The following is a 23,594-nucleotide window of genomic DNA, read 5'->3' on the forward strand; positions in this document are numbered from 1 at the left end:
TTGAAGAATTTGGAGCACCTTATATGACAACGCCTGTGTCATTTCATCCGCAAGCTTTTATCGAACTCGCATTATCACGTGGAGTGCTTAAATTTGGTGAGTTTACCTTAAAATCAGGCCGTGTCAGCCCTTATTTCTTTAACGCAGGTTTACTCAATGATGGTGAAGCACTGTCTTTATTAGCGCAAGGCTATGCCGATAAACTGGTGCAGTGTAACAATGTCGGTGTGATTTTTGGTCCAGCCTATAAGGGAATTCCTTTTGTGGCAGCTACCGCTGTGGCTTTATCACAGGTTCATGGCAAAAGTGTACCGTGGGGCTTTAACCGTAAAGAAGCCAAAGATCATGGTGAAGGTGGTGTATTGGTCGGTGCCTCAGTTGCCGGTCAAAAAGTCTGGATCATTGATGATGTGATTACGGCCGGTACTGCGATTCGTGAAGTCGTGACCATTTTGAAAAATGCAGGTGCTGAAATTGCTGGTGTATTGGTTGCGCTAGATCGTCAGGAACGCGGTCAAGGTGAGCTTTCTGCGATTCAGGAAGTGCAAAAAGAACTCGAAATCCCGGTGCATGCCTTAATTACCATGAAGGACTTGATGGATTATCTGGATGCCAAAGGCGAAAAAGACGCTTTGGCCAATATGCAGGCTTATCGTGAAAAATATGGTATCTAAGTTTTAGATGAAGATGAAAAGGAAGCGAAGGCTTCCTTTTTTGTTCGTTTATTTATACAAAGTCTAGAAAAATAGATTATTTTAAATATATTGTGTTCAGAAGTATTTTTTTAATACAAAATTTTATTTATAATAAAAAAAACTGAGAATTGTCATGCCTTTTTTATCACTTTTATTTTGGACATTGCCATATTATTTATTTTTTAATGTGGTATTTCTTATTCCAGCAGGGATTATAATTTTTATTTTCCAAATATTTTTAGTTCTATTTATGGGTGATACTCAATTAGTGACTAATATTTGTTTGTGTTTGGTTTTATTGGTTTTTATGCTGGAATTATGGCTTGTTTATAGAGCTGCTTACATAAAATCTTTTGAAAATAGAGGTTTTTTTGAGGCTGCTAAAGACTCATTCAATGAGTTTAGACTCGGCATAAAACTGTTTTTAAAATTTTAACTATCAATGTTAAAAAACAATTTTCTAAATACTTGCTTTGAGTAATATCATTGCTCAAAGCAAACTTCCAAAGCATAGGGGAAAAAGCTCGAGAAAGGATAAGAATTTCTTTTTTTGCTTGTAAAAGTATTCAACTCAGTATTAAAAATCTATAAAACTAAACATTCTGATCTAACATCGCAGGCATCAGGATTTCTTTAACACAGCTAGCTTTAGTGGTTGAAAGAATAAAATGAATCGCCTGTATCACATCGGCTAAAGGGATGAGAGAATATTCAGTTTGTTCTAAAACATTTTGAGTGGGTTTGTCGATTTCATATTCACTGGCCAGATAGCCCAAGTTCAGTACACTGACTCCAATCAAGTGTTCCTCAAGATTTCTCGTAGTGATTGCGCAATGCCTCTTAACGCAAATTTAGTTGCCGAGAAAACAAGTTCTTTACCGTTATGATTATTACCCCCTCAAGTCGAACCAATCAGAATGATTTTGGCGTTATCGGAGAGTTTGAGATTTTCGATTAATGTTTGAATCGCCAATACAACTTGAGTGATTGGTCAAAATAGAACAGGAATAAGAAAGAGGGCGTCTATAAACGTGAATCAGACCATTATTTTTAGTCGTCTCCAGTTGGTATTTTCACAAAAAATATTGGACTACTCTGCTGAGCAATTTTTTATCTAGTCTATATTTTACAAACGGGTGCCCATCCACAGATGAGACAATTTCCACGCTTGGCCTGCAAATTTAAATTCATAGATGATTGCATCCGAAGGGGCCATTTTAAACATGCCATACCAGACCCGGACATGGGTCGGGGATAGGACTTCCCAAAAAACCACCGAGTTTGAGACTTGTCGAGGATGTAATCCAAACATATTGACTTCAACTTGTTTGGCTGGAGTAGTGGAAAGCAGGGTAGCCTCTTCCAGAGACCACTGTCCCAGTTCTTGCATACCAGAATAGCTCACCAGACTAAAGGGAAGCGGGTCCTGAATCTGATTGGCAAAGGCGCTTAAACTGACTTGCTCTTCCTTGTCGGCCGGTACACAAAACATATTCTGGAAAAGTGACAATAACGCCTGATCCTGCTGAATGGACAAGCGACCTTTCAATAAAGTGGTAAAGGGTGAGGTCTGTTTTTGACAAAATAAAGCTTCAACATAGACACCATTTATTGTAGGCGTGATTTGAGTGCCTTGAGGCTGACCTGAAAGCAATGCCCCCATATCTTGATAAACAGCTTTTTCTTCAAGACGTATTGGGTTTTCTGCAAAACCATTTGCTGATTGCAGCAAAATCAGGCTAATGCATATATAGTTGAATGTGCTTTGCATATTTGATGTTCCGTGTAGATCTATTATTTGATTTTTTGATCTCGATAAGGAGATTGTTTATATAACTCGATATAAATAATTTTTCCGCTGTCCTGATCAATTGCAACACTGGCGTTTTCCGTCTCAAATTCTTTTACGTTTCGATGAGGATTGGTATTGGTGTCTATATCGGTCTTCAGTTTTTCCGTCACTTCTTGTTCAGTATCATCACTGAAAAGGCCGAGTGGTAATTGATGACCTTTATAGTTGCCAAATGTAACTTCAGGATCGGGAAGATAAAGCTTAATCGAGACAATTTTCTTATTCTTTAACAGCATTTCGATGCCATTGAGAGGAAACATTAAGCTTTGATCATAGAAATCAAGCTTGGTAAACTCTTCATTCCAGAATTGATTGGTGAGCTGGGGCATTTCTTTGGGCTCAAGTTGATTGACGAAGTTTTCAAAAGCTTTGCTTTCTGTGCTTTCGCCCAAAAGATCGAAATATTGATCTGGATGATCAATATACTTGGTATTCATGCAAGCTGTAGATAAGCAGCATAAAAATAGAATTAGAATAATTTTGTACATCTTGAATTTTGAGTTGATCTAATCGTTTTGGAAAAATGAACTTAAAGGCATTCATTGCAAGCAGATAGTATACAGATGAGTCTTTATAAAAAATACAAGATAAAATATTGAGGAGGGACAATATCCGCCTAGATCAGAATTTAAACACTTTATTCCTGTAGCCTGGTCACCTTTCTTTAACGTAAATGAATTTAACGGAGCTAAAAGTAAATATTGTATGGCATGAAGCACATCAGCCAGCAGGAGAGAAGAACAGTTTTTATTCTAAAACTATGTCAATCAAGGGCTCCCTAAGTTTTTTAATCGTGACTGCGATTTGTCTCGGCGCAAACTGAGTTACCTAGAAAACCATTTGTTTATGGGTCTGTTTATCCCTTGCACCAGCTGTTGGACCGACCAAAATGGTTTTGGCAATTATGATTTTATCGATATCTGTAGCAGAAGTGTTTAAAAGAGTCATGATAAAATGAGGGTGCCACATCACAGGATCATCATTTTTATTTAACATTATGAGTTGTTTTTACAATTTATTACTCGATAATTTTATAGCTATAAAAAACCCTAAACTGTAACGCTAAATAAAAACAACGTTACGCAAATATAAAAAAATGAAATATTTAATTTTGTTCTGACCCTTATTGTTAAATAAAAAATTAAAAAATGTATATTTCTATTGTAAAGGTATCGTCACTTTATTATTTCAATCAAAAAATAAAAAGAACAAGTTTGATGGCATTTTTGACAGTCCCTGAATAGGCCCTTTATAGTGGGTGAAAATTATACTATCTGAGTTTTTAATAAATAATGAGATTTTTTTACGTTGTATTGACCATCCATAACTCATCAAAAGTAAGAGGTTTGAATGAAAAAAAACAATCCAAGATCTGGTGTTCTGTATGCCATCTATATGCTGTTGAACCCGCTTCCCTTTGGCTTTTTTGCTGCAGGTTGGATTTTTGATATTTTTTATAATCAGAGTGCCGAAGTATTATGGGCGAAGGCTGCCGCATGGTGTATTACATTCGGATTGCTGATCTGTATTATTCCACGCTTGATTAATTTGTTTTATGTCTGGTTTAGGCCCGTTGTTGAGCAAAGAAAAGCTGATATTGTCGGCTTTTGGCTCTATGGTTTTGCCATTATTGCAGCGACCTTCAATGCCTTTGTGCATAGTCGTGATGCCTTTGCCATCGCGCCGGAAAACCTTATTTTGTCGACCCTGACTATTGTCCTGATTGCACTGCATTATTTATATCAATCCACCCATATCCACAACAGACTGATTGGAGAATAAACGTGAAACGATCAAATACATTATTCTTTTCAGCTTTGCTGGGTATGGGTTTATACGGCTGTTCTGGTGGAAAACCCCTTGACCCGCAAACACAATATGGCCCTGATCCGGAATTACCTGAAGCAAAGAACTTTCTGGTTCCTCCAATAAAAGTACCAAATGGGGTAGGCTGGAAAGCCAATCAGACGCCTGTGGTTGCAGCAGGTTTAAAGATTGAAAAGATTGCTGATCAGCTTGAGCATCCACGTCAGTTATATACCCTGCCGAATGGCGATATTCTGGTGGTTGAATCGAACAATCCTGGAGAGGCGCCACTGACCGCACCAAAACAGGTGATTGCTAATTTTGTTAAAAAATCTTCAGGCAAAGGTGGTAAAGGGGGAAATCGAATCACCTTGCTTCGTCTGGAAGCCGATGGCCAGTGGAAGAAATATAAGTTTCTGGAACATCTGCATTCTCCATTTGGGGTGCAATTGATTGGTAATAGTCTATATGTGGCAAATACCAATAATATTATGAAATATCACTATGACGAGAATGCAACCCAAATTACTGATCAGGGTGAGGAGCTGTCTGATTTGCCGGATACGGTTAATCATCACTGGACCAAAGCATTATTGGCCAGTAAAGATGGACAGAAGCTATATGTCGGTGTGGGCTCAAACAGTAATATCACCGAAAATGGATTAGCGATTGAATATCGCCGTGCAACTGTTTTAGAAGTTGATGTCGCCACAGGGGCAAGCCGAATTTTTGCCAGTGGGATCCGCAATCCAACCGGACTGCAATGGGAACCTGAAACTGGAAAATTATGGACGATTGTGAATGAACGTGACGAAATTGGTGCCAGTCTAGTGCCTGATTATTTAACGTCAGTACAGGAAAAAGGATTTTATGGCTGGCCGTATAGTTATTTTGGTCAGCATGTGGATGAGCGGGTACGACCACAACGTCCAGATCTGGTTGCTAAAGCGATTAAACCTGATTATGCCTTGAGTTCTCATGTTGCACCCTTAGGTTTATGGTTTGCTTCGGCTACAACCCAGCTGTCTGATCAGTTTAAAAATGGCGCATTTGTGAGTAATCATGGCAGTTGGAATAGAGATCCGCTCAATGGTTATAACGTGGTCTTTATTCCATTTAAAGAGGGTAAGCCGAATGGCAAGCCTGTTAATGTGGTTCAAGGTTTCTATTCAAAAGATGAAAAAACTTTATATGGTGCGCCTGTGGGTCTCACTGAGGATAAAAGCGGTGCTTTGTTGATTGCGGATGATGTTGGCAATACAGTATGGCGAGTTTATTCACCTTGATAGGTTTGCTGTCTGTTTTAAAACTTAGGTCAATCTGGATTGGCCTAAGTCTTTAGATATTTGTATTTAGCATTACTGGCATCAAAATCTCGTTCGAATAACTCATTAATCTATCCATATTTCTGAGAATAAGAGGCTATTATAAAAGCTTAATTTGGCTTGAGGTCAAGAGTATAATATATAGAGCCAAGAAAAGAATTTTTGTATTATTAATCCTTTATATCTAAGATTGGTTTGATTACTACTGGCTTGAGTGTTTTTCTTATATAATTACTTTACTTTTTAGGCTGATTATTCATTATGATAAAAACTAAATTATTACTTATCATTTTTTTAGGCCTGAGTATTGTCCAATTAGTGTGGTCAGCACTCCCAGAAAATAATCAAATTGCTCCAATTCTGAAAGCTGAACTTAGCGATAAAATATTAACACAGGCTGAAATTACACAAGGTGCAAATCAGACACAGATGCTTTACCAATACTGTATCCAAGAAACGGTTGAGAAACTTAAAATGATGTATCCGGATGTGGATCAAAACACTATCATCAATACAGTAAATAGTTCTTGTGTATATTCTGAGGATCATTTTAATCTTTATAGTATATTATTGGCAGCTTCGAGCATGAAAAAGCCAATGTCAGAAAAACAAGCGGCAGTGTTTATAGAAAAAAATTATGCAAAAGATGGTCGTGATCAAAATAATGCTGCCCAACGCAAGGATATTTATAAAAAGTTAGGTTTGTTGGAGTAATATTTCATTATTATCTCATTGAGATAGGTTCCGCTAGTATTGAGTACAAAACGTCTTATTGAGACTTTTTCTCCTCACACTTCTTACATTCCAGCATCATCCCTAATTTCTCTTTGCGTCCTTGCTCGGTCAACACCCAAGGGCGATTTTGCCACGGTGGATCATGACGCACATGTTGCCCATGCCCACAGGCAAGGTCTGCAACCCAATGTCCTTGCTCATCGAGATGAAAGCTCACAATCGCTTGTTGCATTTAATTGTCCAGACTCTCAAGTTTAGATTGTTCCAAACCTTTTAAAAAACGATGGCATAAGTTATGAATCGCCAGCAGATCATTCTGCTCCATGCCTAAAGCGCAGGCGAGTTTAAACGGAATACCGATAATCTCATCTTTTGAAACCAGTGCTTTTTCTAGCAACACCACTTTTTTCATCCGCTCATCTTCTTTAACTGCCACACGTTTTAAAAACTGCTTTTCTTCAAGTTTTTTAATAATTGGCGTTAGCGTTCCCGAATCAAAAAAGGTCTTTTGTCCAATCTCTGACAACATCACATTGTCCTGCTCATACAAAGCCAGCAATACAATAAATTGCGGATAGGTCAGATCATATTCCTGAAGCAAAGGGCGATACTGGCGAATCATGGCATTGGTCGCGGAATACATGGCAAAACATACCTGATTATCCAAAAATGAAACTTCAGCCATGATGTTTTTCCTCGACTTGGTTGTTGAACATTCAGTATAAATTGGATCGTTTAAAAAGTACATTGTGTATAATTAACTTGTGCACAATATAATTGTGTGCAATATTAAGTAGCCAAGCTGAATGATTAAGCAACGTATTTTGGGTAAGTCTGCAATTTGATTGATGAGAGTATGTGTATGAGCAAGATTTATGATTTTCAGGCTGAACTGTTAGAAGGTGAACAAAAGAACCTCGCGGATTACCAAGGCAAAGTGTTATTGGTGGTGAATACGGCGAGCCAGTGTGGTCTAACGCCACAATTTGAGGGCTTGGAAAAGCTATATCAGAACTATCAACAACAAGGGTTGGTGATTCTCGGTTTTCCATGTAACCAATTTGCCAATCAAGATCCATCCAGCAATGAAGAAATCGGCAGCTTCTGTCAGCGTAATTATGGTGTGTCATTTCCAATGTTTGCCAAGATTGATGTGAATGGTCCAACCGCACATCCTCTGTATCAATACTTAACTTCTGAAGCCAAGGGAATTTTGGGCAGTGAAAGTATTAAATGGAATTTCACCAAATTCCTAATTAATCAAAATGGTGAGGTGGTCAAACGCTATTCGCCGATTACCAAACCTGAAAAAATTGCCAAAGATATTCAACGTCTTCTTGGCTAAAGCAGTTTTAAATTAGAGAGAGTGGAAATGACTGGTTTATAAGTTGAGTCAACTGGTGGTTTCCTTCTCCTCAACAAATTAAATGATAAAGCTGAATATTTTTAATATGTTGTAATTAATTGAACAAAATAGATTTTTTAATCTTTAAGATTTATACAACTTGTTTCACGATTGCCTGCAAACTTCGCTATACTTTTTGCCAAGATTAAAAATACGAGCGTCAGATTATGCGTGTACTGGTAGTGATGGACCCGATTGAAACCGTGAATCTCAAAAAAGATTCCACCATGGCGATGTTATGGGCGGCCAGCCGTCGTGGACATGAACTGGGTTATGCATTACAGCACGATTTATATATCGATCAAGGCAAAGCGTTTGGCCTGATCTCTCCTTTGCAAGTATTTGAAGATTATAATCATTATTATGAGTTAGGCAAGCAGCGCAAAGAGTCGCTGGCCGATTACGATGTGATATTGATGCGTAAAGATCCGCCGTTTGACATGAACTTTGTCTATACCACCTATATTCTGGAACAGGCAGAACGTGAAGGTGCGTGGATTATCAATAAACCGCAATCACTACGTGACTGTAATGAAAAGCTCTTTGCCACCCAATTCCCAGAACTGCAAGTCCCGACCTTAGTGACGTCTCAACAAAGCCTGATTCGTGAATTTATCAAAGAACATGGTGATGTGATTGTGAAACCGCTGGATGGTATGGGCGGTATGGGGATTTTCCGTTTGTATCAAGACGGGGTGAATATTGGTTCAACGCTGGAAATGCTCACGGAAATGGGGACACGTCCGATCATGGCACAGCGTTATATTCCTGAGATTGTAGAAGGGGATAAGCGTATCTTGATGGTCAATGGCGAACCGGTTCCCTATTGTCTGGCTCGTATTCCGCAAAATGGCGAAGTGCGCGGTAATCTGGCGGCAGGTGGTTTAGGTCAAGCGCGTCCACTGACTGAAAATGATAAATTGATTGCGGCAAAAGTTGGTCCGTTCCTGCGTGAAAAAGGTTTGGTTTTCGTTGGTCTGGATGTGATTGGTAATTACGTGACTGAAATTAATGTGACCAGTCCAACCTGTATCCGTGAGATTGATGCACAATTTGGGACATCGATTGCGGATGATTTATTTGCCGTGCTGGAAGCAGGATCTAAAAACTAAATAATTCTTATTTTTTTGACCAAACTGCCCGTTTGTATTGCCTCGAATTTTGGATGCAAATGGGCTTTTAGATATCGGCGGTCTCTAGTTTTTAACAAACAATCGAAAAAAGCTCAGCTTTCTGTTGTAAACAAGTGAAATTCGCTTTTCGTGAATGAAGCTTTAGGATTAAAATAACGCTCGAAAACAATAGACGATAACCTTTTTTTGAGTTGAAGAATTAAACCGTGACCAATTCACCCCAGAACAAACCCAAACATGTCATGATGATGGCCGCTGGTACAGGTGGACATGTTTTTCCTGCGCTTGCTGTTGCCAAACAACTGCAACAAGAGGGCTGTCAGGTCTCTTGGTTGGCGACCCCGACAGGAATGGAAAACCGGTTACTTAAAGATCAAAATATTCCAATTTATCAGATCGATATTCAAGGTGTGCGCGGTAATGGCCTGATCCGTAAACTCAGTGCACCATTTAAAATTTTAAAAGCAACCTTAAGCGCCATGCGCTACATGAAGCAGCTGAAAATTGATGCTGTCGCGGGTTTTGGCGGTTATGTCGCCGGGCCAGGTGGCTTGGCTGCACGGTTGCTGGGTATTCCTGTGTTGATCCATGAACAGAATGCGATTGCAGGCTTTACCAATACTCAACTGGCGCGTATCGCCACAACCGTATGTCAGGCTTTTCCAGAGACATTCCCAAGTAGTGATAAAGTGGTGACCACAGGCAATCCTGTGCGTGCCGAAATCACTGCGATTTTGAATCCGTCATGGCGTTACCAAACCCGTGAACAGCAACAGTTGCCACTAAATATTTTAATTGTGGGCGGTTCATTGGGGGCGCAAGCGTTAAATGAGCGTTTGCCGGAAGCATTAAAAAAGGTCAGTGTACCGCTGAATGTATTTCATCAATGTGGTCAAAATAAGCAAGATGCGACGCGTGCACTCTATCAAGGTGCAGCTGAGCATTTAACGGTTCAGGTTGAGCCGTTTATTCATGATATGGCCAAAGCCTATAGCGAGGCTGATTTAATTATTTGTCGTGCCGGTGCTTTAACGGTAACTGAAGTCGCAACCGCAGGTCTGGCAGCGGTTTTTGTTCCTTTACCGATTGCGGTGGATGATCACCAGACTGCAAACGCCAAATTTTTGGCAAATGCAGGCGCTGCAAAGATTTGCCAGCAAACAGAAATGACCCCTGCTGTTTTAGATGAGTTATTTGCCAGCTTGCTCAATCGCCAGCTCCTTTCTGAAATGGCGGTTAAAGCACGTCAACAAGCACAACCGGATGCGACGCAGCATGTGGTTGATCTGATTAAAAAATTGTAATTCGAGTTTATCTATGTCTCCTACAAATCCAAACCAAGCCAAAAAGCTGATTAAAGTGCCAGAAATGCGCCGTATTAAAAATATCCACTTTGTTGGTATTGGGGGTGCAGGGATGTGTGGTATCGCCGAGGTATTGAGCAACCAGGGTTATAAAATTTCGGGCTCGGATATCAAAGCCTCAAAAACCACGGCTCAACTCGAAGCCAACGGCATTAAGGTGTTTATCGGCCACTCGGCAGACAATATTAAAAACGCCAATGTACTGGTGGTGTCGACAGCAATTGATCCTGAAAATCCAGAGATTAAAGCTGCAATTGAACAACGTACCCCGATTGTGCGCCGTGCAGAAATGTTAGGTGAGTTAATGCGTTACCGTCATGGTATCGCGGTTGCGGGAACACATGGCAAAACCACCACTACCAGTTTATTGACCACCATGCTGGCGGAAGAAAATCTCGATCCAACCTATGTGATCGGTGGTTTGCTGAATAGTACCGGGGTCAATGCAGCCTTGGGCGAAAGCCGCTTTATCGTGGCGGAAGCAGATGAGTCGGATGCTTCATTCCTGTATTTACAGCCAATGGCTGCGATTGTGACCAATATCGATGCAGATCACATGGACACTTATGAAGGCAGCTTCGATAAATTAAAAGATACCTTTATCCAGTTCCTGCATAACCTGCCATTTTACGGCTTGGCTGTGGTCTGTGGCGATGATGCCAATATTCGTGAGATTTTACCGCGAGTCGGTCGTCCGGTCTTAACTTACGGTTTTGACGAAGGTAACGATATCCGTGCCATTGATGTGGCGCAGGAAGGCATGCGTTCGCACTTTACCGTATTGCGTAAAGACCGTGAGCCATTACGCGTCACTATCAACCAGCCAGGCTTGCATAATGTTCTAAATGCGCTTGCTGCGATTGGTGTGGCAACCGATGAGGGCGTTTCTGATGGGGCGATTTGTCGTGCCTTGGAAGGCTTTAGTGGTGTGGGTCGTCGCTTCCAGGTGCAAGGTGAATATGAAGTGGGCGAGGGCATGGTGAAGTTGGTGGATGATTATGGCCACCATCCAAAAGAAGTTGAGGCAACCATTAAGGCTGCACGTGCCAGCCATCCGGACCGCCGTTTGGTGATGTTGTTCCAGCCGCACCGTTTTAGCCGTACCCGTGACTGTTTTGATGACTTCGTAGATGTGTTGTCCCAAGTCGACCAGTTATTATTGTTAGAAGTTTACCCGGCAGGCGAAAAACCGATTGTGGGTGCGGATAGCCGTGCCTTGGCGCGTAGTATTCGTCTGCGCGGCGAAGTGGAACCGATTCTGGTTGATCCAGTGGAAGGGAATTTACCAGGCGTTTTACAAAAAGTGTTACAAGCTAATGACCTGTTATTAACACAAGGCGCGGGTAACGTGGGTGCAATTTCGGTAGAATTGGCCCAGCATCGTTTGTATGCCCAATAATTTTGTGTTTTGAATATTAAAAGTTTTACAGTTTTAAGGATATAAACGTGTCAAATGCTGCGAAATTCGGCAAAGTTGCTGTGTTATTTGGTGGGAAATCGGCTGAGCGTGCGGTGTCATTAGACAGCGGTCAAGCCGTTTTAGACGCATTGTTGCGTTCGGGTGTGCAGGCAGAAGCATTTGATCCGCAAGATCGTAGTGTGACTGAACTGGTCGGTTATGATCGTGCTTTTATCGTGTTGCATGGTCGTGGCGGTGAAGATGGCCAGATTCAAGGCGTATTGGAATGGTTGAATATTCCGTATACCGGGACTGGCGTGCAAGGTTCTGCCATTGGCATGGACAAAGTCAAAACCAAGCAGATCTGGCAGGGTAGCGATTTACCGACTGCGCCTTACCGCATTATTACCAAAGATACCGATCTTGAACCTGTAATTGCTGAATTGGGCTTGCCTGTGATTATCAAGCCAGTACATGAAGGCTCGAGTGTTGGCATGAGCAAGGTTGAAAAAGCCGAAGACTTTGCCGCTGCGATCGAAAAAGCGACCCAGCATGATGCAGTGGTGATGGCTGAAAAATGGATTACAGGTCGTGAATTCACGATTTCATTCCTGAACGGTCAGCCTTTACCGGTGATTCGTTTACAACCACCTGCAGATGTTGCTTTTTATGACTATGAAGCAAAATATCAGCGTAATGATGTGGAATATGGTATTCCTTGCGGTCTCAGCGAGTCAGAAGAGAAAAGTCTACAGGCATTGTGTTTACGTGCTTTCCAGGCTGTGGGTGCAGAAGGCTGGGGCCGTATTGATGCGATGCAGGATGAACAGGGTCATTTCTGGTTATTGGAAGTCAATACCGTTCCAGGCATGACCAGTCATTCTCTGGTACCAAAAGCAGCGCAAGCCGTTGGTTATAATTTTGATCAGCTCTGTGTTGCGATTTTAGAGCAAACTTTAGCACAGCCGGCTTAATTATTTATGGCTCAACTTCCTGCATCTATGCGTCGCAAAACGCGACCAGCCATTAGCTCGATTCACGAGAAACCGCCTTCGCCTAAACAAAAGATGGTGAATGCGGGGGGCTGGGCATTACTTGTTATTGCATTCGCTGTACTGGCATTAGGTCTGTTTGGCTTATATAAAGTCATGACCGATGCCAAAGTTGCAGAATTGCAGGTGGTGGGAACCAATTCTGAAGTTGAAAATCAGCAATTAGTTAAATACCTGAATCCTGTCATTAAAGATAATTATTTCACTTCGGATTTAGAGCAGATTCGGGATCAGGCATTAAAGGTTTCTTGGGTAGACCGTGTGGTGGTATCACGAGCTTGGCCAAATGCAATTCGGGTGCGGGTGATGCCGCGTCATGCGATTGCACGTTGGGGAACAGGGCGTTTGCTGAGTGATAATGGTGAGGTGTTTAGTGAAGCGGTTCCGCAAGCACATCCAAATTTGCCACTGTTACATGGGCCAGCCAGCCAATCCAAAATGATGATGCGTCGCTATAATGAAATTAACCAGTTATTTCATCCAGCGAATTTAAGATTAAAAGAACTGTATTTAACTGAGCGCATGACCTGGTTTATGCAGTTTGATTCGGGTTTACGGATTATCGTGGATCAGGATCAAACCATGAACAAGCTACAGCGCTTAAGCCATTTGGCACAGACAGATCTAAAACCTGCATGGTCTAAAATCACGGCAATTGATCTGCGTTACCGCAATGGCCTGGCCATTCAATGGAAAAACGCAGCTCCGCCGAAGATTGTGAATGGTCAGTTAGTTGTAACGATTGATGACACAAGCCTTGCAGGGGCAATTCAGGCAAAGCCATAATACGTGGCTTAAAATAAAGGGCAGTGGTCCTAAACAACACTAAAGATATGGTATTGAAGTAATGAGTGAAGCTGTTCCCTCAGTTGTTGCGATTGATATTGGGACCCATAAAGTCTCAGTCTTGATTGGTAAGGTCCATGCACCGGATAATATCCAGGTCATTGGCATGGCAACTGCTCGCAACCGAGGCATGGTTAAAGGCAAGATTGTCAGCTTGGACAAGGTCATTGCTGCGATTAAAAATGCAGTATCCGAAGCAGAGGATATGGCAGAGTGCCGTATTCATAGCGCATGGGTGTCTATTCCGAGTACTGAATTACAAAGTTTTTATGCATCAGGTCGTACCCCTGTCGCCAACCACGATCATATTATTACGACAAATGAAGTGGTGCGTGCGCTGGAGTTGGCCAAAGCCAGTCATGTCTCACCAGATTATTATCTGGCCAGCGCTGTGCCATTGGGCTTTGAGCTCGGTGATTCGGCTGAATGGGTGCAGAATCCGGTCAATATGTCTGCACATAGTATGACGGGCCATTATCAGTTGATGATGATGCCGATCAGCACCATGCAAAACCTGGATCGAGCCATGAAAGGGGCCAATATCGGGGTAGAGAAAATGGTGGTGTCTTGTCTGGCAACGGCTGAGGCAAGTCTGCTCAAAGATGAAAAAGAATATGGGGTTTGTCTGGTCGATATTGGCGCAGGCATTACCAATATTGCAGTGTATCTGGATGGTCGATTGGCTTTAGCACGGACCTTGCCACGTGGTGGCGAGAATGTCACCCGTGATATTGCAGCGGTTTTACAAACCACCACAGAAGAAGCGGAACGCATCAAGATTTTACATGGTTGCGTCGATCTGAGTGTGGTGAAACCCGATCATATGATTCAGGTGCAAGGCATTGATGGCACACAAACCATCAGTCGTATTGAGCTTGCAGAAATCATTATTGCGCGTTATGAAGAAATCTTTGCTTCAATTCGTGAAGAACTGGAGCATAGTGGGGCGATTCATGGTTTATATCATGGTGTGGTGCTGACCGGAGATGCCTGCCAAATTGAAGGTATGGTGAATCTGGCGCGTCGTACGCTCGGTGTGTCTGCGCATCTGGGCAATCCGCCACTGCAAGTGTATGCGGAGGATCAGCACTTACCAGCCTTGCGTCGTTCAATGTATGCTACTGCAGCTGGTTTGTTGATGTTTAGCCAGAGTGATTTGCAGGATACGGTCGAAGAACCAGAAGAGGCTAGCGATCGTAGTTTTGTTGATCGGGTTGCCAATGGTTGGAATGCATTAAATAGCAAATTAAAGGCCATTTTTTAAGTTGTAGTTATTTTTGGGAAAATTTGTTAGGAAGTTGTTCTAAATCTGCCACTGTACTTGACAATCTGGTGATTATTGAACAGCATCCTAAACATCAGTTGTTTAAAAATCAGGGCAGTAACGGGCTGAAGTAACTGCCATTAATATTAGGAAATCTAAAGGTCATGGCCTCATTTGAATTTATAGAAGATGAACTAGACAATGGCAACGGTCAAGCCCGTTTCACAGTATTTGGTGTGGGTGGTGGCGGTGGTAATGCCGTGCAACACATGGCCCAATCGGATATTCAAGGTGTCAAGTTTGTTTGTGCCAATACAGATAAACAAGCACTGGACAGCATGAACGCGCCATTCAAAATTCAATTGGGTGAACAAAGTACGCGTGGTTTAGGCGCGGGTGCGAATCCAGAAGTGGGTCAAATCGCCGCTGAAGAAAGCCGTGATGTGATCCGTCAGCACCTTGAAGGTACTGATATGGTCTTCGTTACTGCCGGTATGGGTGGTGGTACTGGTACAGGTGCTGCACCGGTTGTTGCTGAAGTTGCCAAAGAAATGGGTATCCTGACCGTTGGTGTAGTGACAACCCCATTTAACTTTGAAGGCCGTCGCCGTCAAAAGTCTGCTGAAAAAGGCATTGATGCTTTAGAAGCACATGTTGATTCACTGATTATCATTCCGAACCAGCGCTTACTCAGCGTCTATGGCGATATCTCAATGAAAGATGCCTATAAAAAGGCAGATGATGTATTGTTGAACGCAGTTCGCAGTATTTTTGACCTTGTGGTCAATCGTGGTCATATTAACCTCGACTTCGCCGACTTGAAAACAGCGATGAGTACACGTGGTTATGCCATGATGGGTGCTGGTTTAGGTCGTGGTGAAGATCGTGCCCGCCAAGCCGCTGAACAGGCGATCCGTAGCCCATTGCTTGATAATGTGAATATTATCAATGCGAAAGGTGTATTGATCAACATCACCGGTGGTGATGATATTACCTTACGTGAAACCGAGATCATTACAGATGTGGTGAACCAGATTGTTGACTTGGATGAAGGTGAAATCTTCTACGGTACGGTATTCGATCCGGATGCGCGTGATGAACTTCGTGTTACGGTTATAGCGACTGGTTTAACGCGTAATGCCAGTGAAGTGGACCAGAAACGACGGACTGCTGCTTCGCATGTAAGTTCTGCTCAAGTGGCACAACAACCGGTTGATGAAGATGACGTTCCGGCGATTAGTAAACGAGCAAATGTAGACGCTCCAGCAAGCGCTACCGCAAGTTCTACGCCACGTTCATCGCCAATGAGCATTCAAGACTATCTGAAAAATCAGCAACGTAAATAATAAAATCAGTTATTTAGAGAAAGGAGGCAATCAATTGCCTCCTTTTTTATTTTTTTAAAATGGCAAAATATGCTAAGTTATATCGGTTTTTGCAAATGAAGTTGGTATGGCATGTTGAAACAACGTACTCTCAAGCGTGTGGTGAAAGCGAGCGGGATTGGTTTGCACAGTGGTCAAAAGGTGCTGATCAATTTTGTTCCACACCATATTGACGGAGGTATTGTCTTTCGCCGTATCGACTTAAATCCCCCTGTGGATATTCCAGCCAATGCCTTGCTGATTCAAGAAGCATTTATGTGTTCGAATCTGGTGCGTGAGGACATCAAAGTGGGCACCATTGAGCATGTCATGAGTGCGATTGCCGGATTGGGAATCGATAACCTGATTGTTGAAGTGTCTGCTTCTGAAGTGCCGATCATGGATGGCAGTGCAGGACCTTTTATCTATCTGCTCATGCAAGGTGAGCTGGCAGAGCAAGATGCGCCAAAGAAGTTTATCCGCATTTTAAAGCCCGTCGAAGCTTTAATTGATGACAAAAAAGCGATTTTCACGCCCCATTCGGGCTTTCAGCTTAACTTTACCATTGATTTTGATCATCCCGCCTTTGCCAAAGAATACCAGTCAGCGACCATTGATTTTTCAACAGAAACCTTTGTTTATGAAGTGAGTGAAGCCCGAACTTTTGGTTTCATGAAGGATCTGGATTATCTCAAAGCCAATAATCTGGCCTTGGGTGCAAGCCTGGAAAATGCCATTGGTGTCGATGATACCGGTGTGGTCAATGAGGAAGGCTTGCGTTTCGCCGACGAGTTTGTGCGACATAAGATTTTAGATGCAGTCGGTGACTTATATTTGCTTGGTCACCAGATTATTGCCAAGTTTGATGGCTATAAGTCGGGTCACGCGCTGAACAATCAGTTATTACGCAATGTTCAAAATGATCCAAGCAGCTATGAAATTGTAACATTTAATAACGAGAATGATTGTCCAATTCCTTATGTGAGTGTGACATAAGTCATTGTCTTTTATTGGCTATGTTATATTATAACAAATGAATCTGAGAATTTTGTCACAAAATATAATGATGTATTTCGATACTGAATGTATGAAGTTTACTTTTTATTGCTTGCCAAACGTAGTAGAGCTTGGCTAAGCTTAGGGTCGCTCACATATTCAGCGGCGCTACGCAATTGCTCTTGGGTCTCTGATGTAAGTGCTTTTGTTGGGGGAGAGGGTTCACGAGAGACAACTGTTTTGTTTCTTAAACGAACTTGAATTTTTCGTAATTCCTTGAGTCCTTCGAGCTGAGCTAACTGCGCAACATAGTTGCTTTGTAAATAGCTGAGTTGACTAATCATGGCCTGATTTTCACCAGTAATGATCAAAACACCATGTTGATAACAAACAACTTGCCATTGCTCTGGTTGGGGCAATAACGGTTGAATAATTTTCGTAAGTTGTTTCCATTGCGTAACTTGCGTTGTCAGAAACGTTAAGTTTCCAGTTTTTATGTGTTGTCCTTTCTGTTGGAAAACGTTGTTAGGCTCAGACATAGCACTTCCTCGGAGGTAATGTGTCCATCTTAAGCGTTTGGTTCAGCTGTTATCAAGGAAGAGATGATAAAGGAACGTTTGAAGGACGGTTTCAAGAGGTTTTTTATGCATCATACGCGTCGTATTTTACTCGCATTTTCATTGGCTGCTTCAGCTGCTTCGGTTGCTTTTGCAGACTACCAGAATATTGGTCAGTCAACAGGTGATGACCGTCTAGAGCAATTATCAAAGACTCTCGCTCAAGGTTCTTATACTCATTCTGCAGATATGGATCTGCCTGCTATTTCGAATGTGTCAGTTAAATTACGTGAAAAAACCATTGAATTGAACAATGCAACGATCGAAAAGAAATACGGTCGTTCCGCAGTTTCATCTCAAGACAATGCGTCTTCTTCGTTCTCTGCAAATACCGGTTATTCTTGGTTGGTCAGCCATCCATTACAGGAAGGTCGCGTGAGTTCTTCTTGGGGAACACGTACTTTACTCGGTTCAACCCGCCATCATTCAGGGGTTGATCTGGCTGCACCTTCAGGCACACCGATTTATTCAACAGGCCCTGGTGTTGTGACCAAATCAGGCTGGGGCACGGGTTATGGTCAATATGTTGAAATTGATCATGGCAATGGTTATATCACTCGCTATGCCCATGCATCACGTTTAATCGTGAACGCAGGAGATCGTGTTAGCGCAGGTGAGCATATTGCCAATGTTGGCTGTACTGGTCGTTGTACTGGCCCACATCTACATTTTGAAGTTGTGAAAGATGGACAGCGTAAAAATCCTTCAACTTACCTCGCAATGTTGCCTTAATGTAATTTGTTAACAGTTGTATATAAATGTTAAGAGAAAATCGCCTTTATTGGCGATTTTTTATGTGTTTTGTTTCAGTTCGGTCAATGACTATTTTGTCAGAAAATAATATAGCGTTTCCCATTCAGCTAGGGCCATACCCCTTATAAAGCAAAACATGATAAAAATAGGGTCGACAAATAACTTAAGGGAAAAGGTGAATTGTATGGCGTTTTATGGCGACTCTGACGCGCAAGAAACCCAGGAATGGCAAGAAGCATTTGATTCTGTATTACAACACATGGGCACGGAACGAGCTGCTTTCTTACTAGAAAAACTCTATCAACGGGCAATTGCGAAACATGTGCCAATCCAGCGCTTAAATACACCTTACCTCAACACCATTTCAGTTGATGAACAACCTGCAATGCCAGGTGATCAGGATATGGAACGCCGTATCCGAGCTTTGATCCGCTGGAATGCTTTGGCAATGGTATTACGTGCGAACAAGACTGGGGATGATCTGGGTGGTCACCTTGCAAGTTTCGCATCGTCTGCAACCTTGTATGATGTTGGTTTCAACCATTTCTTCCGTGCTGCCTCGAACAACTTTGGCGGCGACATGATTTATTACCAAGGTCATTGTGCCCCGGGTATCTATGCGCGTTCTTTCCTTGAAGGGCGTTTAAATGAAGAGCAGCTCAGTAATTTCCGCCGTGAAGTGGGCGGTAACGGTTTACCTAGCTATCCACATCCTTATTTAATGCCGGACTACTGGCAGTTCCCGACCGTATCAATGGGTCTTGGTCCGATCATGTCGATCTATCAGGCACATATTCAGAAATATCTGATGAATCGTGGCCTGATCAAAGAAGAGGACCGTAAAGTCTGGGCTTATCTGGGCGATGGTGAGATGGATGAGCCAGAAAGTACGGGTGCAATTTCACTGGCAGGTCGTGAAAAGCTTGATAACCTGATTTGGGTGGTGAACTGTAACTTACAGCGTCTGGATGGTCCGGTACGTGGTAACGGTAAAATCATTCAAGAATTAGAATCTTTATTCCGTGGTGCGGGCTGGCGTGTGATTAAAGTGGTCTGGGGCCGTCATTGGGATCCGCTCCTTGCCAAAGACAAGTCTGGTGCTTTAAAAGCAGTGATGGATGAAACCGTTGATGGCGAATACCAACGCTATCAAGTGAAAGGCGGTGCATATACACGTGAGAAATTCTTTGGCAAGTATCCAGAAGCTGCGGAACTGGTCAAAGATTTAAGCGATGAAGACATCGACAATCTTAACCGTGGTGGTCATGACCCGTATAAGGTTTTTGCTGCCTATGCCGAAGCAATGAAAGCCAAAGGTCAACCAACCGTTATTCTTGCGAAAACGGTTAAAGGGTATGGTTTATCTGAAGAAATTGAAGCGGTGAACAAAACTCACCAAATCAAGAAAATGCAGATCGACTCTTTGAAATATGTACGTGACCGTTTCAACCTGCCATTTACAGATGATAAGTTAGAAGAGCTGCCATTCTATCGCCCAAGTGAAAACTCTCCAGAAATGAAGTATATGAAGGCGCGTCGTGAGGCATTAGGCGGTTACTTACCTGCACGTCGTAAAGAGAGTGAAACTTTAGCGATTCCTGAATTATCAGTATTTGATGCGGTATTAAATGGTTCTGGTGGTAAAGAGCAATCGACCACGATGCTGATGGTGCGTTTAATTGCCGCTTTACTGAAAGAAAAAGCCATTAAAGACCGCGTCGTGCCAATCGTTCCAGACGAAGCTCGTACATTTGGTCTGGAAGGGATGTTCCGTCAGCTCGGTATTTATGCCGCTCACGGTCAAAAATATACCCCAGAAGACCAAGAACAGTTAATGCATTATCGTGAAGCAAGTGACGGTCACATGTTGCAAGAAGGGATTAACGAAGCGGGTGCGATGAGCGCTTGGGCTGCGTTGGCAACCAGTTATTCAACCAATAACTTGCCAATGATTCCAATGTACATGTACTACTCAATGTTCGGTTTCCAACGTATTGGCGACATTGCATGGGCTGCAGGTGATGCACAGGCACAAGGTTTCTTGTTGGGCGCGACTGCTGGCCGTACCACATTGAACGGTGAAGGTTTACAGCACCAAGATGGTCATTCACATATCTTGGCGAACACGATTCCAAACTGCGTATCTTATGATCCATGTTTTGGTTATGAACTGGCTGTGATCGTTCATGACGGTTTACAACGTATGTATGTCAACCAAGAGCGTGTGTTCTATTACTTAACCGTAATGAATGAAAACTACGAGCATCCTGCAATGCCAGAAGGCGCTGAGGAAGGCATTAAACGTGGTATGTACCTGTTCGAAAAAGATGACAAAGCTACGGTTCAATTAATGGGCTCAGGTGTCATTCTGCGTGAAGTGATTAAAGCTGCGAAAATCTTGCGTGATGAATACCAGATTCATTCAAACGTTTGGAGTGTCACCAGCTTCAATGAGTTGTCACGTGACGGTATGGCATGTGAAGAATACAACCGTTTACACCCACTGGCTGAAGAAGTGAAAGAGTCTTGGGTATCTAAACAGTTACGTGGTACCGAAGGTATCGTTGTGTCTGCAACAGATCATATGCGTGCGTATAGCGAACAAATCCGTGCCTATCTTCCAGATGGTCGTCCATTTGTTGCATTAGGTACAGATGGTTACGGTCGTTCAGATACACGTGCGAACTTACGTAGTTTCTTTGGTGTTGACGCTGCGCATATCGTTGTTGCGACATTGAAAAAACTTGCTGATGAAGGCGAAGTTGATGCGCGTTTAGTGAAAGATGCCATTTCTAACTTTGAGTTAGATACGGATCGTCCAGTTGCATGGGCACCACAAGCGCATCCGGAAGTTCAGGCTGTTGCTGAATACAATGAAACACAAACAGGTGAGGGGAAATAATCATGCAAATCCAAGCACCTGATATTGGCGTAGATAAAGCGCTCGTTGCAGAAATCTTGGTCAAAGTAGGCGACCATGTTGCAGTTGACGATAGCCTGCTGGTGTTAGAGTCAGATAAGGCAACGGTAGAAGTACCAAGCACTGCGGCAGGGATCGTAAAAAGTATTCTGGTTAAACAGGGTGATGAAGTCACTGAAGGCGTTGCATTGATCGAACTAGAGTCGGAGTCTGCTGCGGAAGCACCTGCGAACGAAGCACCGAAAGCGGAAGCGCCAAAAGCAGAAGCAAAACCTGTCGAAGCTGAAACAAAAGCACAGCCCGCCGCTGCTCCAACAGCGACAGCAAGCCAGGTTGTGGATGTCAAAGTTCCAGATATTGGTGTAGAAAAAGCCTTGGTTGCAGAAGTGCTGGTCAAAGTCGGTGACCAGATTGAACCGGAACAAAGTATTGTTGTGGTTGAATCGGACAAGGCGACGGTAGAAGTACCAAGCTCGGTTGCAGGGGTTGTAGAAGCCATTCAGATCAAAGAAGGCGACAGCATCAAAGAAGGTGTGGTCTTAATTCAGGTGAAGACAGCTGCTCATGCAGCATCGGAACCGGAACCGCAAGCTGCCCCAGCTCAAGCAGAAGCGCCAGTCACAACGACTGAAGCACCAGCTGCAAGCAATACCTCAACAGGTAATGTTGAAATTGAAGTGCCTGATCTGGGTGTAGAAAAAGCACTGGTTTCAGAAATTCTGGTCAATGTTGGCGATCGTGTTGAAGCTCAACAAAGCCTATGTGTGGTTGAGTCAGATAAGGCATCGGTTGAAGTGCCAAGCTCGGTTGCAGGGATTGTGAAAGCAATTCATGTCTCTGCCAACCAAGAAGTGCGTCAAGGCGTGGCTTTGGCAACAATTGAGGTGAGCGGTCAGGTTGCTGCTCCAGCAGAAGCGAAAGCTCAACCTGCCGCAGCACCTGCGACTCCAGCAGCACCAGCAAAACCACAGGCAGCAGCGACCGCAGCACCGAGTGCACCAGCGCAAGCAGAAAAGCTGACCAAAGAACAAGAAGCTGAAAATGCGAAGGTTTATGCAGGTCCTGCGGTGCGTAAACTGGCACGTGAATTAGGCGTGATTCTGGGTCAGGTGAAGGCTTCAGGTGAACATGGCCGTGTGATGAAGGACGATGTTTTTGCTTATGTGAAAGCGCGTCTCACCACAGCTCAGGCAGCGCCTGCTGCGCAAGCAGCGCCAGTAGCGTCGGGCTTGCCGAAGTTGCCAGACTTTAGTGCCTTTGGTGGCGGTGAAGTGAAAACAATGACGCGTTTACAGCAAGTGTCTGTACCGCAATTGTCATTGAATAACTTTATCCCGCAAGTCACACAGTTTGATTTGGCCGATATCACCGAGCTTGAAGCGTGGCGTGGCGAGCTGAAGGACGGCTTTAAAAAGCAGGGTCTGAGCTTAACCATTTTGGCCTTTATTGCCAAAGCAGTCGCACACTTGCTGAAAGAAGAGCCTTATTTCGCAGGCCATTTGGCGGATGATCAGAAGTCAGTATTGTTACGTAACGAAATCCATATGGGTATTGCGGTTGCGACCCCAGATGGCTTGACTGTTCCAGTACTGCGTAATCCTGACCAGAAATCAATTAAGCAAATCGCGACTGAACTGGCTGAGCTGAGCCAGAAAGCGCGTGACCGTAAATTGTCGCCGAAAGATTTACAAGGTGCCAACTTTACCATTACCAGCTTAGGCAGTATTGGTGGAACCGCATTTACGCCGTTGGTGAACTGGCCACAGGTTGCGATTTTAGGTATTTCACCTGCAACCATGCAACCAGTGTGGAATGGTAAAGACTTTGATCCGCGTTTGATGTTGCCATTGTCATTATCTTATGACCATCGTGTCATTAACGGTGCGGATGCAGCACGCTTTACCAATAAGCTGACCAAGTTACTCAAAGACATTCGTAGCTTATTGCTGTAATCGTTTTTGAATCTAGAAGACCTCGCATCAGCGGGGTTTTCTATTTTTAGGGTGACAAAAATATGGCTTTATTTGAGAATACTTTTGCCTAAAATAAATCCGTATTGATAACGATT

Annotated in this window: 22 protein-coding genes and 1 pseudogene; 17 read left to right on the forward strand and 6 right to left on the reverse strand. The window is 43.0% G+C overall.

What is annotated here, in order from left to right; genetic code table 11:
• The first annotated feature begins 23 nt into the window (after positions 1–23).
• Together pyrE and IEV39_RS10120 are read left to right on the forward strand one after the other, a co-directional pair.
• On the forward strand, positions 24–674 hold the full coding sequence (gene pyrE / locus IEV39_RS10115; RefSeq protein WP_005282368.1) for an orotate phosphoribosyltransferase: 651 nt from the start codon (positions 24–26) through the stop codon (positions 672–674).
• Between the two features lie 154 nt (positions 675–828).
• A complete protein-coding gene (locus tag IEV39_RS10120; protein ID WP_005282370.1) occupies positions 829–1,131 on the forward strand; it encodes a hypothetical protein in 303 nt (100 codons plus the stop codon).
• 157 nt (positions 1,132–1,288) lie between these two features.
• Here IEV39_RS10120 and IEV39_RS10125 read toward each other — a convergent pair.
• From IEV39_RS10125 to IEV39_RS10135, 3 genes and pseudogenes are all read right to left on the reverse strand, one after another.
• A pseudogene (locus tag IEV39_RS10125) lies at positions 1,289–1,668 on the reverse strand (SDR family NAD(P)-dependent oxidoreductase); the annotation flags it as partial.
• 153 nt (positions 1,669–1,821) lie between these two features.
• Entirely contained in the window at positions 1,822–2,466 is a 645-nt protein-coding gene (locus IEV39_RS10130; RefSeq protein WP_005282373.1) for a hypothetical protein, read from the reverse strand.
• A 23-nt stretch (positions 2,467–2,489) separates the two neighbouring features.
• A complete protein-coding gene (locus tag IEV39_RS10135; protein WP_005282375.1) occupies positions 2,490–2,984 on the reverse strand; it encodes a hypothetical protein in 495 nt (164 codons plus the stop codon).
• 913 nt (positions 2,985–3,897) lie between these two features.
• On the opposite strand from IEV39_RS10135, the gene IEV39_RS10140 reads away from it, so the two are divergent.
• The 3 genes from IEV39_RS10140 to IEV39_RS10150 all read left to right on the forward strand — a co-directional run bounded on the left by IEV39_RS10140 (position 3,898) and on the right by IEV39_RS10150 (position 6,392).
• Positions 3,898–4,329, forward strand: a complete 432-nt coding sequence (locus IEV39_RS10140; RefSeq protein ID WP_005282377.1) for a hypothetical protein — start codon at positions 3,898–3,900, stop codon at positions 4,327–4,329.
• Positions 4,330–4,331: 2 nt separating this feature from the next.
• Positions 4,332–5,639 (forward strand): PQQ-dependent sugar dehydrogenase, encoded by a 1,308-nt coding sequence (locus IEV39_RS10145; RefSeq protein ID WP_005282379.1) that lies wholly within the window; start codon positions 4,332–4,334, stop codon positions 5,637–5,639.
• Between the two features lie 300 nt (positions 5,640–5,939).
• Positions 5,940–6,392 (forward strand): hypothetical protein, encoded by a 453-nt coding sequence (locus tag IEV39_RS10150; RefSeq protein WP_005282380.1) that lies wholly within the window; start codon positions 5,940–5,942, stop codon positions 6,390–6,392.
• Between the two features lie 55 nt (positions 6,393–6,447).
• On the opposite strand, the gene IEV39_RS10155 is transcribed toward IEV39_RS10150, so the two are convergent.
• Positions 6,448–6,645: a DUF3565 domain-containing protein gene (locus tag IEV39_RS10155; RefSeq protein ID WP_005282381.1), complete on the reverse strand. Its 198-nt coding sequence runs from the start codon at positions 6,643–6,645 to the stop codon at positions 6,448–6,450.
• A complete protein-coding gene (locus IEV39_RS10160; RefSeq protein WP_005282383.1) occupies positions 6,646–7,098 on the reverse strand; it encodes a MarR family winged helix-turn-helix transcriptional regulator in 453 nt (150 codons plus the stop codon).
• 177 nt (positions 7,099–7,275) lie between these two features.
• Here IEV39_RS10160 and IEV39_RS10165 point away from each other — a divergent pair, with 177 nt between their 5' ends.
• The 9 genes from IEV39_RS10165 (at position 7,276) to lpxC (ending at position 17,236) form a co-directional block, all read left to right on the forward strand.
• Positions 7,276–7,758, forward strand: coding sequence for a glutathione peroxidase (locus IEV39_RS10165; RefSeq protein ID WP_005282385.1), 483 nt, complete (start codon positions 7,276–7,278; stop codon positions 7,756–7,758).
• Positions 7,759–7,985: 227 nt separating this feature from the next.
• Positions 7,986–8,930, forward strand: coding sequence for a glutathione synthase (gshB, locus tag IEV39_RS10170; RefSeq protein ID WP_005282387.1), 945 nt, complete (start codon positions 7,986–7,988; stop codon positions 8,928–8,930).
• A 227-nt stretch (positions 8,931–9,157) separates the two neighbouring features.
• On the forward strand, positions 9,158–10,255 hold the full coding sequence (gene murG / locus IEV39_RS10175) for an undecaprenyldiphospho-muramoylpentapeptide beta-N-acetylglucosaminyltransferase (RefSeq protein ID WP_081401586.1): 1,098 nt from the start codon (positions 9,158–9,160) through the stop codon (positions 10,253–10,255).
• Positions 10,256–10,268: 13 nt separating this feature from the next.
• Positions 10,269–11,714, forward strand: a complete 1,446-nt coding sequence (murC, locus tag IEV39_RS10180; protein ID WP_005227915.1) for a UDP-N-acetylmuramate--L-alanine ligase — start codon at positions 10,269–10,271, stop codon at positions 11,712–11,714.
• Between the two features lie 47 nt (positions 11,715–11,761).
• Positions 11,762–12,688 carry a D-alanine--D-alanine ligase gene (locus IEV39_RS10185; protein ID WP_005282391.1) on the forward strand — a complete coding sequence of 309 codons (927 nt, stop codon included), beginning with the start codon at positions 11,762–11,764 and terminating at the stop codon, positions 12,686–12,688.
• 6 nt (positions 12,689–12,694) lie between these two features.
• Entirely contained in the window at positions 12,695–13,552 is an 858-nt protein-coding gene (locus IEV39_RS10190) for a cell division protein FtsQ/DivIB (RefSeq protein ID WP_005282394.1), read from the forward strand.
• Between the two features lie 61 nt (positions 13,553–13,613).
• A complete protein-coding gene (gene ftsA, locus IEV39_RS10195; protein ID WP_005282397.1) occupies positions 13,614–14,876 on the forward strand; it encodes a cell division protein FtsA in 1,263 nt (420 codons plus the stop codon).
• 164 nt (positions 14,877–15,040) lie between these two features.
• Positions 15,041–16,222 (forward strand): cell division protein FtsZ, encoded by a 1,182-nt coding sequence (ftsZ, locus tag IEV39_RS10200; protein WP_005227906.1) that lies wholly within the window; start codon positions 15,041–15,043, stop codon positions 16,220–16,222.
• A 111-nt stretch (positions 16,223–16,333) separates the two neighbouring features.
• Positions 16,334–17,236 (forward strand): UDP-3-O-acyl-N-acetylglucosamine deacetylase, encoded by a 903-nt coding sequence (gene lpxC, locus IEV39_RS10205; protein WP_005282399.1) that lies wholly within the window; start codon positions 16,334–16,336, stop codon positions 17,234–17,236.
• Between the two features lie 98 nt (positions 17,237–17,334).
• Here the strand turns inward: lpxC and IEV39_RS10210 are convergent, their stop codons facing one another.
• Positions 17,335–17,775, reverse strand: coding sequence for a DciA family protein (locus IEV39_RS10210; protein ID WP_005227903.1), 441 nt, complete (start codon positions 17,773–17,775; stop codon positions 17,335–17,337).
• A 105-nt stretch (positions 17,776–17,880) separates the two neighbouring features.
• On the opposite strand from IEV39_RS10210, the gene IEV39_RS10215 reads away from it, so the two are divergent.
• From IEV39_RS10215 to IEV39_RS10225, 3 genes are all read left to right on the forward strand, one after another.
• Positions 17,881–18,585, forward strand: a complete 705-nt coding sequence (locus IEV39_RS10215) for a M23 family metallopeptidase (protein WP_005227901.1) — start codon at positions 17,881–17,883, stop codon at positions 18,583–18,585.
• Positions 18,586–18,790: 205 nt separating this feature from the next.
• Complete coding sequence (gene aceE, locus IEV39_RS10220) at positions 18,791–21,508, forward strand: pyruvate dehydrogenase (acetyl-transferring), homodimeric type (RefSeq protein ID WP_005282403.1); 2,718 nt, start codon at positions 18,791–18,793, stop codon at positions 21,506–21,508.
• Positions 21,509–21,510: 2 nt separating this feature from the next.
• The gene (locus IEV39_RS10225) at positions 21,511–23,478 is read left to right on the forward strand and encodes a 2-oxo acid dehydrogenase subunit E2 (RefSeq protein ID WP_005282406.1); all 1,968 of its coding nucleotides are present in this window, start codon (positions 21,511–21,513) and stop codon (positions 23,476–23,478) included.
• Positions 23,479–23,594: the final 116 nt, after the last annotated feature.

The sequence above is a fragment of the Acinetobacter courvalinii genome (genome assembly GCF_014635545.1).
In the GTDB taxonomy this organism is placed as follows: domain Bacteria; phylum Pseudomonadota; class Gammaproteobacteria; order Pseudomonadales; family Moraxellaceae; genus Acinetobacter; species Acinetobacter courvalinii.